The sequence below is a fragment of the Streptomyces sp. NPDC054765 genome (assembly GCF_053612065.1).
Genome location: NZ_JBSHBP010000001.1, coordinates 60,736 through 74,657, shown reverse-complemented (window position 1 = coordinate 74,657; position 13,922 = coordinate 60,736). Strand labels below are relative to the sequence as shown.

The window sequence follows — 13,922 nt, the reverse complement described above, 5'->3', positions numbered from 1 at the left end:
CACCCGGCCGTACTTCAGCAGTGCCCGTACTTCAGCACGCCCGCACCTCAGCGCCCGTACGCATACCGACGGGCCCGTCATGCCACCCACAGCGCCGCATCGTCGGACTTCCGCCGGATGGTGCGCAGCGGCCGCCCCGGCGCCCAGCTCTCCAGCACCACATACGGGTCCTGGACGGACGTATGCACCACCTCGGTCAGCTCCGCCCGGAAGAGATGGAACGGCTCCGGCGGCTTCACCACCGCCGCATAGCGCGCGATCACTTCGGGACCGGTCACCTCCACGGCCCGCCCGGACACCCGTACGTCGCCGCCGGCCAGATCGGCACCCGGCCCCGGATTGGCATGCAGCGAGAAACGGGGGTCGCGCCGCAGGTCAAGCACCTTGCGCGAGCCCCTCCCCCCCAATACCCGACATCCTCTGTCCGGTATAGATACGGATCCGAAGCGAAAACCCGCCCCGCCGACAACCCGACAACGGCCCCCACCTGCCCCGCCTGCGGCCGTACGACCAGCGGTGTAGGGCAAAAGCCCGTTACGCATGCCGCCCCGCCGACCTAGCCTCCAGCCATGGATACGACGAGCGGCACACTCGACGAAGCCTTACTGCGCCTGCACGCCTCCGGCCCCGAGTTCAGGGGCTATCTGAGCAACCACGGACCGATGGCCGTCGAAGCCATGGTCCACAACGGCCAGGCCCACACCGTCCACCGCTGGCTCGACCGCTACGCGAACAAACTGGAGGTCACCCCGAGTGCCCGCGCCCGCATCACCGACGCCAACTGGCGGGAGGCGCTGGGCGATTCGAGCCGGGTGACCGACTGGACCGCGTACTTCACCGGCCAGGTCGCCGAACGACCCTGGCGCGAACTCCTCGCCGAGTGGTGGCCGCGCCTGCTGCCAGGCATCGCGGGCGCCGCCACCCATCCGGCGATCCGGATGGGCCATGCCGTACGCAGTCTCCTGGCGGATGGCGAGGACACCGCACGGATCGCGGAGTTCGCACACGCCCTCGGCTACTGGGCCGCCCGCCATCTACCCCTGCCCGCCGCTGTGCGCCCCACGGGCGGCGCCACCCCGTCCGAGGCGCTGGCCGCCCTCCCCCGGATCGCCGACCAGCGCGTCACGCCGGTAAAGGGCTACGCCCAACTCCCTGACACTCCAGGCTGGTTGAGCACCACCGAGTCCTTGTACGCCCCCGAGGACCCCGAGGCCGCACGCGCGTGCCTGACCGCGCTCGTGCGTGCCGCCACCCTCAACTATGCGGACTACGGCCATGGGAACGGCGTCATGCTGGTGCATGCCGCCACCGCACCGAACGCGGTGCTGCGCACCCTGCCCGCACTCCCCCGGGAGCTGTGGGCGAGTTCGTTCGCGGCGGCCTGGGCGGCGTCATCGGCGGTCACCGCCATCTACGCCGCCGACACCCGGCGCCCCGCGCCGCCCGCCGCCCCGGCCACGCCCGAAGAGGTCTTCGCACGGGCGGTCACCAACGGCAACGAGCATGCGATCAAGTTCGCGGACACCGCTCTGGACGTCGCGGCAGCCTCCGAGGACGGCGACACCCGCGCCCTGTCAGCGGCCCTGAAAGCCCTCGTACTGATCGACGAGGACGACTGACGGAGGGGCCGACGGGCGGCTTGCGCCCTACGGCGGACGGCTCGCGGCTCGCGGCTCGCGGCTCGCTTCCCGGTACGCGGAGACGATCAGCTCGGCCTGGGGGTGGCCAGCCCCGCGGACCCGGCGGCCCGCGGGGCTGGCCACCCCCAGCCACCCCCAGCCACCGTGGGTCGCCAGCCACCGTGGGTCGCCGTGGGTCGCCGTCGTGCGACGGTGGCCCTTGACCGAAATAGAGAGCCGACATTACGGAAATCGCCACTCCACGGCGTCACACTTGGCAGTAGCCGGCGTGTGCGAGCAGTCAGCACACCCGGACAGATGCTCGCTTTTCAAGCATTAAACCTGACCCAACCTGGCGCGATCCAACGCAAGCCGACGCAATCCGAAGCAATCCGAAGCAATCCGACGTTGTTAACATTTAAATAACTCTCCGAGTGGTGAGAGAGTGGATGGTATGAGCATCGAAGCCGCAGCCGAGCCGCGCTGGCTCAGCGACGAGGAGCAATTCGCCTGGCAGTGCTACCTCCACGCCACCACGCTCCTGGAGGATCACCTCGACCGTCAGCTGCAGCGGGACGCCGGAATGCCGCATGTCTATTACGGCCTGCTGGTGCAGCTCTCCCGTGCACCTCGGCGCCGGATGCGGATGACCGAGCTGGCTCAGAACGCCAAGATCACCCGCTCCCGGCTCTCGCATGCGATCGCGCGCCTGGAGCGGAACGGCTGGGTGCGGCGCGAGAACTGCTCGTCCGACAAGCGGGGCCAGAACGCCCACCTCACGGACGAGGGAATGCGGGTTCTGGAGAAGGCCGCCCCCGGACATGTCGCCGCCGTACGCGCCGCGATCTTCGACCGGCTCTCCCCGGAGCAGGTCGGCCAACTGGCCGAGATCTGCCGGGTCATGACGGAAGGACTGCAACCGAAAGGCGCCGACCTCCCCTGGCTCCGCTGACGGATCAGCGAAGCCGGAAGAGGCCGACGCCCCTGCGCGCCCGCCACGCGCCAGGGCGGCGGCAGCCGTACGCAGCCCCGGCCCGGGGTACGTACGGCTCCCGCCGCCCGCCGCAGCTCAGCTCAGCTCAGTGCACCATCACCGGGATCTGGACCTCGTTCTGGCCCTCGCCCCGGCCCTCGTCCTCGGACGAACCCACGGCCGTGCCCTCGCCCTCACCGGAGGAGGCCACCGGCGAACCGCCACCCGGCCGCCCGGTGTTGATGAGGGTGAAGGCGATCACGCCGGCCAGGGCCAGGATGCCGACCGCCCACCAGATGGCGGTGGTGTAGCCGTGCACCATCGACTGGAGCTTGAGCAGATCGAGCGAGCGGGCGCCGGCCGCGTGCGAGGTGGCGTACGCGGTGCTGGCGCTGGCCGCGATCGTGTTCAGCAGGGCCGTACCGATCGCGCCGCCCACCTGCTGCGAGGTGTTGACCATCGCGGAGGCGACGCCGGCGTCCCGCGACTGGACCCCGTAGGTGGCCAGCGACATGGCCGGCATGAACGCCGTACCCATCCCGAGGCCCATCAGCAGGAAACCGGGCAGGATCAGGGTCGGGTAGGACGTGTCCAGGTCGATCTGGGTCAGCACCAGCATGCCGAGCGCGGCGACCGTGAAACCGGGCGCCATCAGCAGGCGCGGCCGGACCCGGGTCATCAGCCGGGCGCCGATCTGCGTCGAGCCGGTGATCATGCCGACGATCATCGGCAGGAAGGCCAGACCGGTCGTGACCGGCGTGTAGCCCTTCACGATCTGCAGGTAGTAGGTCAGGAAGAGGAAGAGGCCGAACATGCCGATCACGGCCAGGCCCAGCGAAGCATAGATACCGGCACGGTTGCGGTCCGCGACCACCCGCAGCGGCAGCAGCGGCGCCTTCACCTTGGACTCGACCAGCACGAACGCCAGCAGCAGCACGGCCGCCGCGACGAACAGGCCGACGGTCGAACCGGCCAGCCAGCCGTCGGACTCGGCGCGGGTGAACCCGTAGACCAGCGAGACCAGGCCGAGCGTGGCCAGGATGACGCCGGGGACGTCCAGACGGGAGGGGTTACGGCTCCCCGCGGGCTCGCGGATCACCAGGAAGGCACCGGTCGCGGCCACCACGGCGAACGGGATGTTCACGAAGAAGGTCCAGCGCCAGTTCATGTACTCGGTCAGCACCCCGCCGAGGATCAGCCCCACGGCGCCGCCGCCACCGGCGATCGCACCGAAGATCCCGAACGCCTTGGCGCGCTCCTTGGCCTCGGTGAAGGTCACGGCCAGCAGCGACAGCGCGGCCGGCGCCAGCAGCGCACCGAAGACACCCTGGAGCGCACGCGCGCCCAGCAGCATCCCCTGGTCGGCCGCGGCCCCGCCGAGCGCGGAGGCGACCGCGAAGCCGACGAGCCCGATGATGAAGGTCCGCTTCCGGCCCCACAGGTCGGCGACGCGTCCGCCGAAGAGCAGCAGACCGCCAAAGGCCAGCGCGTAGGCGGTGATCACCCACTGCCGGTTGGCGTCGGTGATACCGAGATCCTGCTGCGCGGAGGGCAGCGCGATGTTCACGATGGTCGCGTCGAGCACGACCATCAGCTGGGCGAGAGCGATGAATATCAGCGCTTTCCAGCGCCGGGGATCGACGTACGTGGCGGTTTCAGACATGGCGGGATCCACCTAGTGGTGCAGTGAGCGAACAAGAGCGAAGAACGGGACGTGACGAGCGAAAAGACCTTGCAGAGCGAAAAACGGAATGTGTGGGCTGCGTGAACCGCGTGGACTGCGTGGACTGCATGGACTGCGTGGACTGCGTGGACTGCGTGGGACGAACGGGCCGCTACGGCTGCGGAGTCCGCTCTACGAGCGGCGCCTCAGATCGCCCAAAGTGGCGGCGGCACCGGGAAGTTCGGAGCGTGCGGGCGCCTGCAGGCCGTCCAGGAACAGCTGCAGATGACGGTGCACGAACTGGTCGAAGTGCGTACAGCTGTTACCCGGCAGCGGCCGGGTGAGCTGGGTGATCGCGACCATCAGATCACCGACGGCGATGTCGGTGCGCAGTTGGCCGCTGTCGCGCGCGGCACCCATGACGGCTTCGACAGCCGCCTCCAGACGGTCGCGCGCCGCGAGCAGATCGGGGTGGTCTCGGTCGATGCCGTCGGAGAGCAACGGGCACAACGCCCCGATCCGCTCCTCCACCGCGGCATGGACGAAGCGCCTCAGCGCTTGGAAAGCATCGGACTCCTCGGCAAGAGCACGCTCCGCGCGGTCCGCGGTTCGGGACATGACGGAGAGCGTGACGTGGTGGATCAACTCCAGGCGATCCGCAAAGTGACGGTAGAGCGTCGCATTGCCGACACCCGCGCGTCGAGCGATTTCATCGAGCGGGACCTCGGGCCCGAACTCGACCATCGTCTCGCGGGCGGCCGCGATGAGCCGCTCCCGGTTGCGCAGCGCGTCGGCCCGCAGACGGGGCTGCTGCCCCTTCGTCCCGGTGTTCGCGCATGCGGCGACGGCGGTCACGGCAGCTCACTCCCCTCTGTTCTCGGCACTTCCCGAAGACCTGGATTCCCGGACGTCGAACCCGAAGACCGGATTCCCGGACGTCGCCCCGCCCGCCCGATCGGGTGACCTCACGGGCGACCTCGCCGGGCGGCCGGCCGGAGCCGGCCGGGACAGACACGAACCGGGGAGACGCTCCCCGGTTCATCCGGACGTCTGGTTAAACGGGGAGACCCTCCCCGGATATTTCACGCCACCTTGTGACCTGAACCACTTCCCCTCGCTGACGGGAAGGAGGGGGCGAAGCAAAGGAACAAGGGTCAGGGGGGCACACCACCCCGGCCCATCCGGACCCCGACCCCACCCGGCCCCCCGACCTACCCGGACCCCGACCCACCCGGCCCCCGACCCACCCGGCCCCGCCATGACTCCAGTTGATGTAACTCCGCGCGCGAGCGATCACCTATCGCCACAAGGTGATCGATATGAAGCACAAGGTATCCGCGGTCCTGGCCGCAGGAGCGGCCATCGCGGCCGCGGCCATAGCGCTGGGCTCGCCGCCCAGCGCCGTCGCCATACCTACCGGGCCCGGCGTCTCACCGAGCGGCCCGTGCGCACTGCGCGGCATCAGCGACGATGTCGCCGAATCCACCGACACCCCCGCCGGTTTCGCCCGCTCCTCCGGCGTCGTACGGGCGCTCACCCTCTTCATCGACTTCCCGGACGCCCACGCCACGATGTCCCCCAGCGCCCGCTTCGCCGAGTTCTTCCCGGCCGCGACGAACTACTTCCGCACCAGCTCGTACGGCAGGCTGACCTACCAGCCGATGCCGCTGCTCCAGTGGATCCGCATGTCACGGCCGCTCGCGGCATACGGCATCCAGCGGGGCGCCGGCTTCGACCCGGCCTCGGACGGCGGCTATCACGCCCTCTCCCGGGAGGTCGTCCGGGCCGTCGACCCGATCGTCGACTTCCGTGACTACGACGTCATCAACGTCATCGCCACACCCAACGCGGGCCCGCCCGCGACCCGCACGGTCCTGTCGGTCACCTTCAGCGGCGGCGACATGGGACTGAAGACCGCCGACGGGGTGCCGTTCCGGAACGCGTCCTTCATCTGGAGCCGGCAAACCGGGGTGAGCGCCTTCCGCGTCCTCAACCACGAGAACGCCCACAGCTTCGGCCTGCCCGACCTCTACTTCACCGATGACCGCGACGCCCCGCCCCCGGTGGGGCACTGGGACCCGATGGACGAGGACTGGGGGCCGAGCAACGACTTCGTCGGCTGGCACAAGTGGAAACTCGGCTGGCTGTCCGCCGATCAGGTGCACTGCGCACCACGCCACGGGACGCCCGGCGAACACACCCTCACCCCGGTCTCCACCCCCGGCGGCACAAAGATGGTCGTCATCCCGACCTCGCCGCGCACCGCCTTGGTCGTCGAGGCCCGTACCCGTGCCCTGCTCGACCCCACGGTCTGCCGGCCCGGCATCCTCATCTACCGCGTCGCCACCCATGTCCCCTCGGGCCGCGGCCCGCTCCGCATCGTGGACGCCACCCCGCACAGCGGCGGCTGCTACCGGGACAACAAATACGTCGACCCGGAACTGACCGACGCCACCTTCCTCCCCGGCGAGACCTATACGGACCACCACAGCGGCGCCGCCGTCACCGTCCTGACGGAAAACCGGGACGGCACCTATCGCGTACGGGTAACCCCGGCACGCGACTGAGACAGCCCCCGTCGCGCACGGGCACCCCGGGGACACCGCGAGGCAGCTGCCATCCCGTACGGGTGACCCCGGGACGCGGCCGAGACAGCTCGCATCCCGTACGAGTGAGCCCGGGAGGCACGTAAGACAGCCCCATCCCGTACGGGTGCCCCGACACACACGCCCGGCGCAGGCACCTGCCACACGCACCTGTCACACACGCACCTGTCACACACGCACCTGACAGGTACGAGCGGGAGCCGCCCCCTCCCCCTCCCCCACTACTCTCCGCCCTCCCCCGCTACTCTCCCCCGTCGCCGCCCCTGGCCGCCGGGCCCCGCCCCTCCTCCCGCCAGTGCCGCCGTCCAATACTGATCAGCCGCAGCTGCCGGCGCGCCACCCGCACCACCTGCTCGGCCGCGCCCTCCGCCCCGTCCGCCTCCGCGTCGAGCAATGCCGCCGCGGTCGTCACCAGCCGGTCCACATACAACTCCGCCAGCATCCGCACCTCGTCATCGCGCCAGCCCTCCGACACCGGCTGGGACTTGAGCGCCGCCGCGACCTCCGCCGCGAACCGGTCCAGCTCATCCGCAATGGCCTGCCGTACGGCCCGTACGCCGCCGTGCCGCTCGCGCGCCACAAAACGGATGTGCAGCGGATGCCGGCGCACATGCTGCTCCACGACCGCGACCGTACGGTCGATGCGCTCCTCGGCCCCCTCCTGCTCGGCGAGGATCGCCCGCACCATCACATGCAGATTCCCCAACGCCTCCTCGACCAGAGCGACACCCAGCTCCCCCATGTCCCGGAAGTGCCGGTAGAACGCGGTCGGGGCGATCCCCACCATCCGCGTCACCTCACGCAATCCCAGGCTGCTCAGGCTCTGCTCCTCCAGCAGGCCGAGCGCCGCGTCGAGCAACGCCTGACGGGTCTTCTGCTTCTGGGCCTGCCGCACTCCAAGACTGTGACTCATGTCATCCAGTAAACAACCGTTCTCTGAAGTACTCCACCCAAGGACGGTCGTAGAGTGAGAGAACTGAGTGAACAACTGTCCTCTGGAACCGGAAAGGAAGATCATGCTCTTCCTCGTCGCAGCCCTCCTCCTGATGGGGATCATGCTGGGCACCGCGGCACACCTCCCCGTCCCCGTCACCCTCGTCGCGGCCGCCGTCATCGCCGGCTGGCTGCTCGTCTTCTTCCTCCGCGAACGCCGCCACCACGCCGAGGTGACTTCCCGATGACCACGCTCAGCGAAGCCCCGCGGACGACCTCGCCCGCGCCGGCCGCCCCGACCCGGGCCCCGCACCGGCCCGCCTCCCCCCTCCGCTCACAGGCGGACGGCATGGCCGTGGCCTCCTTCATCCTCGGCCTGCTCGGCACCCTGGTCCTCAACGTCCTCCTCGGCCCCTGCGCCCTGGTCCTCGGCGGCCTGTCCCTGGCCCGCGGCACCACCCGCCGCGGCCGCGCCCTCCTGGGCATCACCCTCGGCGCCGCCGACCTCCTCCTCCTGGCCCTCCTCGCCACAGCGGACGGCACGGTCAGCTGGCACATCGGCGGCTGACACCACCCCGGGCCACGGTCGCAAAACCCGGCCATCACCCCCAACCAGCACATCCCACCCAGCCGTTCGGCGCCCCCGCCCACCTCCAGGGAACGCCCGCCACCCCCATCCCCCACAGAAGCGAACTACAGCGAACGCATCAGCTACCCTGTCAGGGGTCCAAGCCCATGCCTCCGTAGCTCAGGGGATAGAGCACCGCTCTCCTAAAGCGGGTGTCGCAGGTTCGAATCCTGCCGGGGGCACAGAGAAACACCAGGTCAGACCCTGTGCTGGCGTAACGAAGGCCCTCCGTGAAGATCACGGAGGGCCTTCTTATGTCGAATGGGAACGCGCTGGGAACATGCCGTCAGGCGGCTGCCTCCCCAGGCTCATTGCTGGGAACGTCGGGCTCTCCGGGGACATCGCTGGGAACCTCGGGCTCCCCAGGCGGCTCCTGCTCCTTCTGGGCTCGCGGCACCAGGGCGACCGGAGCTTCGGCTTCGGCCTTCTCGAACTGGGGCAACACCGAGGTGTAGGTGTCGGCGGTCAGGGAGTAGCTACTGTGGCCGAGGAGAGCTTGGATCTTCTTCATGTGGATGCCGGCGGCCAGGGAGAGCGTGGCAGCGCAGTGCCGGAGATCGTGGAGCCGGACTGGAGGCAGGTCCAGCTTCTTGATCAGTCGGTCAAATGCCTGCGACAGGTACTCGGGGTGGTAGGCACGTCCGTCCTGCCACGTGAAGACCAGGCCGGTGTCCTTCCACGGCGCCTTCGGGGCGTTGCGGCTTGTCTCCTCGGGCTGGGACGTGCGGTGCTGCTGCCATAGCTCGTAAGCACGGTTCCATTCCTCGCACTCGACCTGCTGGCGCTGCCGCCACAGCTTGAGCAGTTCGTGGGTCTGTGAGTCCAAGGAGACGGTGCGCGCTCCGCTCTCGCTCTTGGGGGTGTCTTCCCAGACGTCGTACGAGGCAGCGACGAGTTGTTCGCTGATGTGGACGGTGCCGATCGTCAAGTTGGTCTCGCCCCAGGGCAGTCCGGCGACTTCGCCGCGGCGCAGGCCCCGGAAGACCATCAGGTGAAACATCGGGTAGAGCCGGTGCTCAGCAACGGCGTCGAGGAACGTTCCGGTCTGCTCGGGTGTCCAGACCATGACCTTGCCCGGCTTCTTGCCGGTGGCCCGCCAGCGGGCGACCCGCTCCTCGGTCCACACCACTGGCTTGGGGCGAACGTATTTCGGCAGGACGACGCTCTTGGCCCAGTTCTCGCTGATCAGCTTCTCGGTGAGCGCGTCTTCGAGAGCGGCGCTGAGCGTGTTGTTCATCTTGAGTTGGGTGCCGGGGCCGGTGATGTGGCGCGGCTTGCTGCGCGCTGTTCGGAGTGCGGCCTTGGCGGCGCTCCAGTTCTGGCGCAGCTCGGGCGACCGGGGGCGGATCGTGCATATGCGCCACGCCTTGTGGGCAGCGCGCTCGGCTGCAAGGGCTTCATCGGCTGCCTCGCGGTGTTGTTGGTGGATCTTGTTGTCCGCCCAGATCGCTTTGAACATGTCCTGGATGTGCCTGGTGCGCAGGTCGCGCATCTTCAGGTGACCCAGGGCTGGTATGAAGACCCGTTCGATGTGGTCTTGGTAGCCCTTGCGTGTGGACCGCTTCAGGTCAACGCGTTTGGCGAACCAGCGGCGGAGGAACTCAGCGACGGTCTCGTTCGACTTGACCTGTACGCCGCCCTGGGCAAGCTCCCAGATCTCCTTGCACGCAGTTGCCGCGTCCTTCTGGGTGCGGAAGCCGCCCTTCTTGGCGGTTTCGCGCTTGCCGCCAGGGCCTGGTGGCAGTTCGATCGAGAAGTACCACGACCCGTGGTCACGCCGCTTCAGCTTGGGGCACCGCTTCTCCAGGTAGCCGATCTTCGGTGTGCCGTCCTCCTTGAGGGCTGGCTTGCCCTCCTTGTCCACCAGGGGCCCCTTGCAGGCGCACCGCTTGTAGGTCTTGTCCTCGAACACTGCTGCCCCTCGCCCTCGTCACCCGTGATCCGGGTGCTGCCGGTTCCTTCTCTGTGATCGCGCTGCGCGATCTGTCTCGATCTTCCGGGGGCTGTCGGACAGTGTTGTAAAGTCAGTTTCAAGTTGGCGCGGGGGAGACGGCGACCAACGAGATGACTGCTCAGGAAGAGAGCGGACAGGCTTCGGCCGGAGCGATGGGTCTGGAAGAGCTGCTGGCCCTTCCGGCCACGGTCAATGTGACAACTGCCGGACGGGCTCTGGGTATTGGCCGAGACAAGGCGTATGAGCTGATCCGTAAGGGGAACTTTCCTGTGCGGACGCTCCTGCTGGGCAGCACGGTCCGCGTGCCGACGGCGGAGCTTTGGAAGGTTCTCGGCGTTGAGCGGCGGCGGGAAGCGGAGGTCGGTACGTGATCGATGCAGGCGATGCGTGTCTTTTCGAGGTGTTCGGTTGCTTTTCAATGATGTGACCTATCTCGGATAGGGTTGGGCAATGTAAGGGGGTCGGCTCAGAGGCGAGGAGACCAGCAGATGCCGCGGCTGTATGGCTTTGAGGACATGGCGTACCGACGGGTGCGCGAGGGGGAGGCGGAGGGCATTCGTGCTGCCGCCTCCCGGCGGCTGCTCCAGCAGAGCTACAACGCCATCACGGAGTGGATGAACGAAGCGGGGTACCGCACGACGCGCGGTGGCCCGTGGAGGCCGGATGTCGTGGCGAACGTGCTCGACCACCCGGCCATCGCTGGCCTGGAGGAGGACGAGGACGGCAGCCTTGTCGAGAGGGGCGGCCCCGCGATCATCCCTCGGGAGGACTTCGAGGCTATCCGTGCCATGCGCCGCGACAAGCCGCGGGCCGAGCAGCGCGAGTACCTGATTCCCGGCCCGACTGGTGTGTGTGGCCTGTGCGGGGGCCCGCTCGGCGCCTCTCCATCGAACGCTGGCAGTCGCGGCTACCGGTGCATGCCGAGCACGGCGCAGCGTCCGGGCGGGTGCGGCAAGGTACGCATCAACGCTGACCTGTTGGAGACGTATGTGGCTGAACATGTGCTGGCGGAGTTGGCCAAGCCTGAGGTCAGCACGCTGATGGATCAGGCGCGCGATGAACTGCTGGCCCAGGCTGCCGGTCTGCGCAAGGAGGCAGCCGCTGCTCGCCGCCGGCAGAAGGAGCTGGGAGAGGACTACGCGCGCTTGCCGGAGATGTCGCTCAAGGCATTCAAAACGGCCGACAACGAGCTCAAGCAGATGATCAGCGAGAGCGACGTGAAGGCCCGGTTCCTGGAGCAGGTCAGGCACGTACCTGTGGGTGCCATCCCCGATCTCGTGCGCTGGTGGAAGCACACGCCGATGAAGGCGAAGAGGGGCGTTATGGTCCTCCTGCTGGAGCGGGTGGTCGTGTACCCGGCTGTGGCCAGGGGCTCTCGTCGTGTGGACGCGGACAGGGTGGCGTTGAAGTGGCGACTCTGGGATGCGGAAGTCGCTACGGGCGAGCAGTCTGCTTAGTCCTCCAGGCCGTTACCCATCGGTGGAGGGGCAGGATGACCCGCTGCCGAATCATGGGCAGCGAAAGCCCAATGGTGATGAACAGCGTTGCGAGGGCACCTGCGGCGGGCACGACGTACATTTCCATCAGTGGTGGCCAGTCGCGCCCGTTAAGGTGGGCGACGGCAGCTCCTGCGCGGCTTACCGCGTACGCCACGCCACTCAGCGTCCCAACAGCGGTGACTGCGAGACCGGCAGCGGCAACACGTCGACGTACCCAGGCAGCGCGAGCCAGCGAAGCGTAGCGGACCGTGATTGCCGTGGCTGCGGCGGCGATGTAGCAAAGGTGGGTCAGCATATAGCCAGCCACCTTGCCGCTGCTGGGGGACATGGAGGCAAGCTCGGCCGACGTCACGTTGGTGAGGTGGAACTCCCAGGTCAACGTCGCCATGACGCAGCCGACAACGAAGATGCGGCCTACAACGGCCCTGCGTATGCGGGTGGTTGGGTGCGTCCAGTTCACACTAACGATCGCCAAGCTCAACGTCGCGAGGATCGCAGAGAGGTTGCCCCCGAGGGTAGCAATCCCGTTGCGTCCCACGAACGCATCGACGGTCACGGCGACAGACGGGACCGTCAACAGGGAGCCCACGAAGCAGCCGGTGAAAGCCCATACCCTCGCGCGGCGAGCGGTGTAGAACGCCTCCTGGCGGCGAGGCTGGGAAGCGCAAGCCAGATATGCGGCGGAACTGACAGCTATGAGCACGGCACACACGCCGAATATGAGGCCAGCCAAGAGTCAACGTCCTTCCAAATCATCAGCTGCTCGCTCAGCGGCTTCGTTCAGGCTCAGTCGGCGAGGTCGGCCCTCGCGTGGCTGGTCGACACCGGGGGGAGGTGCGGGGATCGAGGAGACGTCTTCAGGCAGTCCCGCACGACGACGAGCCTCCCGGAGCATCGTGCAGATTTCAAGAATGTCCTGCACCTCAAGTCCCCTCATTAAACGCAGGGCTTGACGTGCCTCGGGCCGCTCCCGGTACACCGTGAGCGCCGCGAGATCATCCCACTCTTCTCCGGGGAGAAGAAACGCGGCCGGAGCGTCGAGCGCCGCAGCGAGAGCAACAACCGTGGACGCCGTGGGGTTGCTACTGGTCCCGTTCATCAGGCTGTTGACCTGACCGTGCGAGAGAAGCGGCTTTCGCTGGCCTTCCGGAGTCGTTGCCACCGAGACATCCCGCGCGCTGGGAGTGAACCCGCCCGCATCCCGCCGGAGGCGCAGAAGAGCGAGCAACTTCGAGCGCAGGTTGAGTGGTTGGAGCCGGTCTGGAGTGTTTGCCATGTCCGTCTTCCCTGGCTGTGTCGTAGGCTCGCCGCGAGTGTCTACCCGGTCACAATCTTCCTGCCCTCCACCGTACCTCCAGGTGGCGAGGGTTATAAGATACGTCGGACAGTTTCCTCAGGGGTGCGCCGGCGAGTGTGCGGCGGAATGTCGGTGCACCCGTGCCTGCCTTGGGCGGGCGCGAAGGGGAGTCCACATCTGGGCGGGTGATGGCGTCGCGCACGCCGTTCACCGGAGGGATCACATGTCCGAGGTTGATGAGCGGAGGATCGCCGAACTGGCGAAGGAACCCCCGCGGGTACTCCGAGGCGTGGCAGGTCCGGGGGCGCTCGTCGAGGCGCGGAAGCTCCTGGAGCAGCAGGCCCTGATGAATTGCGAGCAGCGGGAGGGGAGCACCCCGGAGGATTCGGGTGGTTGATGCACCGGCGGCATCACCTCCCCGGGGCGCGAGATAGGTGACATTCTTGATTCGCTGCGGTACGTTCTGACTCGCCGACGCAAGCACGGCAGCCGCAGGGCTTGCGCTGGCGACGCCGCCTTGCGTGGCGTCCTTCCCTGCTCCTCGCGGGTGGCCGACCCCCCGCGCCCCGCCCGCGAGGAGCCGGCCGTATCGGTGCGGCCATTGGGGTGCGTGTGGGAGTGAGCCCGCCACGGCGTATCGCCGTGGCGGGGGGACACGGGGTCGCACCCCACAGAACCCCACGGCGGGTGGGGTTGGCCGCCCCCCCGGGGGGCGCGCCCCCCAGGGGTCGACAAAAAAAAAAAAAAACA

15 protein-coding genes and 1 tRNA gene are annotated in these 13,922 nt (G+C 68.3%); 9 read left to right on the top strand and 7 right to left on the bottom strand.

Annotated elements, in window-relative coordinates; translation table 11 throughout:
* Positions 1-77 precede the first annotated feature (77 nt).
* Entirely contained in the window at positions 78-542 is a 465-nt protein-coding gene (locus ACWGJY_RS00420; protein WP_453258570.1) for a pyridoxamine 5'-phosphate oxidase family protein, read from the bottom strand.
* Between the two features lie 27 nt (positions 543-569).
* Here ACWGJY_RS00420 and ACWGJY_RS00415 point away from each other — a divergent pair, with 27 nt between their 5' ends.
* Positions 570-1,619, top strand: coding sequence for a questin oxidase family protein (locus tag ACWGJY_RS00415; protein WP_453258569.1), 1,050 nt, complete (start codon positions 570-572; stop codon positions 1,617-1,619).
* A 454-nt stretch (positions 1,620-2,073) separates the two neighbouring features.
* Positions 2,074-2,571, top strand: coding sequence for a MarR family winged helix-turn-helix transcriptional regulator (locus tag ACWGJY_RS00410; RefSeq protein ID WP_453258568.1), 498 nt, complete (start codon positions 2,074-2,076; stop codon positions 2,569-2,571).
* Between the two features lie 127 nt (positions 2,572-2,698).
* On the opposite strand, the gene ACWGJY_RS00405 is transcribed toward ACWGJY_RS00410, so the two are convergent.
* Both ACWGJY_RS00405 and ACWGJY_RS00400 read right to left on the bottom strand, forming a co-directional pair.
* Complete coding sequence (locus ACWGJY_RS00405) at positions 2,699-4,255, bottom strand: MFS transporter (protein ID WP_453258567.1); 1,557 nt, start codon at positions 4,253-4,255, stop codon at positions 2,699-2,701.
* A 192-nt stretch (positions 4,256-4,447) separates the two neighbouring features.
* A complete protein-coding gene (locus tag ACWGJY_RS00400; protein ID WP_453258566.1) occupies positions 4,448-5,110 on the bottom strand; it encodes a TetR/AcrR family transcriptional regulator in 663 nt (220 codons plus the stop codon).
* A 464-nt stretch (positions 5,111-5,574) separates the two neighbouring features.
* On the opposite strand from ACWGJY_RS00400, the gene ACWGJY_RS00395 reads away from it, so the two are divergent.
* Positions 5,575-6,822: a M6 family metalloprotease domain-containing protein gene (locus ACWGJY_RS00395; RefSeq protein WP_453258565.1), complete on the top strand. Its 1,248-nt coding sequence runs from the start codon at positions 5,575-5,577 to the stop codon at positions 6,820-6,822.
* 280 nt (positions 6,823-7,102) lie between these two features.
* Here ACWGJY_RS00395 and ACWGJY_RS00390 read toward each other — a convergent pair whose 3' ends face one another.
* Positions 7,103-7,774: a TetR family transcriptional regulator gene (locus ACWGJY_RS00390; RefSeq protein ID WP_453258564.1), complete on the bottom strand. Its 672-nt coding sequence runs from the start codon at positions 7,772-7,774 to the stop codon at positions 7,103-7,105.
* Between the two features lie 103 nt (positions 7,775-7,877).
* Between ACWGJY_RS00390 and ACWGJY_RS00385 the strand changes: the two genes are divergently transcribed.
* The 3 genes from ACWGJY_RS00385 to ACWGJY_RS00375 all read left to right on the top strand — a co-directional run bounded on the left by ACWGJY_RS00385 (position 7,878) and on the right by ACWGJY_RS00375 (position 8,604).
* Positions 7,878-8,042: a hypothetical protein gene (locus ACWGJY_RS00385; RefSeq protein WP_030986377.1), complete on the top strand. Its 165-nt coding sequence runs from the start codon at positions 7,878-7,880 to the stop codon at positions 8,040-8,042.
* Complete coding sequence (locus ACWGJY_RS00380) at positions 8,039-8,362, top strand: hypothetical protein (RefSeq protein WP_453258563.1); 324 nt, start codon at positions 8,039-8,041, stop codon at positions 8,360-8,362. The genes ACWGJY_RS00385 and ACWGJY_RS00380 overlap by 4 nt, the downstream gene beginning before the upstream one ends.
* A 169-nt stretch (positions 8,363-8,531) precedes the next feature.
* Positions 8,532-8,604 (top strand) — tRNA-Arg (locus ACWGJY_RS00375).
* Positions 8,605-8,708: 104 nt separating this feature from the next.
* Here ACWGJY_RS00375 and ACWGJY_RS00370 read toward each other — a convergent pair.
* On the bottom strand, positions 8,709-10,334 hold the full coding sequence (locus ACWGJY_RS00370) for a tyrosine-type recombinase/integrase (RefSeq protein ID WP_453258562.1): 1,626 nt from the start codon (positions 10,332-10,334) through the stop codon (positions 8,709-8,711).
* A 152-nt stretch (positions 10,335-10,486) separates the two neighbouring features.
* On the opposite strand from ACWGJY_RS00370, the gene ACWGJY_RS00365 reads away from it, so the two are divergent.
* Positions 10,487-10,747 carry a DNA-binding protein gene (locus tag ACWGJY_RS00365; RefSeq protein ID WP_453258561.1) on the top strand — a complete coding sequence of 87 codons (261 nt, stop codon included), beginning with the start codon at positions 10,487-10,489 and terminating at the stop codon, positions 10,745-10,747.
* A 117-nt stretch (positions 10,748-10,864) separates the two neighbouring features.
* Entirely contained in the window at positions 10,865-11,833 is a 969-nt protein-coding gene (locus ACWGJY_RS00360) for a recombinase family protein (RefSeq protein ID WP_453258560.1), read from the top strand.
* Here ACWGJY_RS00360 and ACWGJY_RS00355 read toward each other — a convergent pair.
* Both ACWGJY_RS00355 and ACWGJY_RS00350 read right to left on the bottom strand, forming a co-directional pair.
* Entirely contained in the window at positions 11,811-12,431 is a 621-nt protein-coding gene (locus tag ACWGJY_RS00355) for a hypothetical protein (protein ID WP_453258559.1), read from the bottom strand. The genes ACWGJY_RS00360 and ACWGJY_RS00355 overlap by 23 nt on opposite strands.
* Positions 12,432-12,611: 180 nt before the next feature.
* A complete protein-coding gene (locus ACWGJY_RS00350) occupies positions 12,612-13,151 on the bottom strand; it encodes a hypothetical protein (protein ID WP_453258558.1) in 540 nt (179 codons plus the stop codon).
* A 244-nt stretch (positions 13,152-13,395) separates the two neighbouring features.
* Here ACWGJY_RS00350 and ACWGJY_RS00345 point away from each other — a divergent pair, with 244 nt between their 5' ends.
* Positions 13,396-13,569: a hypothetical protein gene (locus tag ACWGJY_RS00345; RefSeq protein WP_453258557.1), complete on the top strand. Its 174-nt coding sequence runs from the start codon at positions 13,396-13,398 to the stop codon at positions 13,567-13,569.
* Positions 13,570-13,922 lie beyond the last annotated feature (353 nt).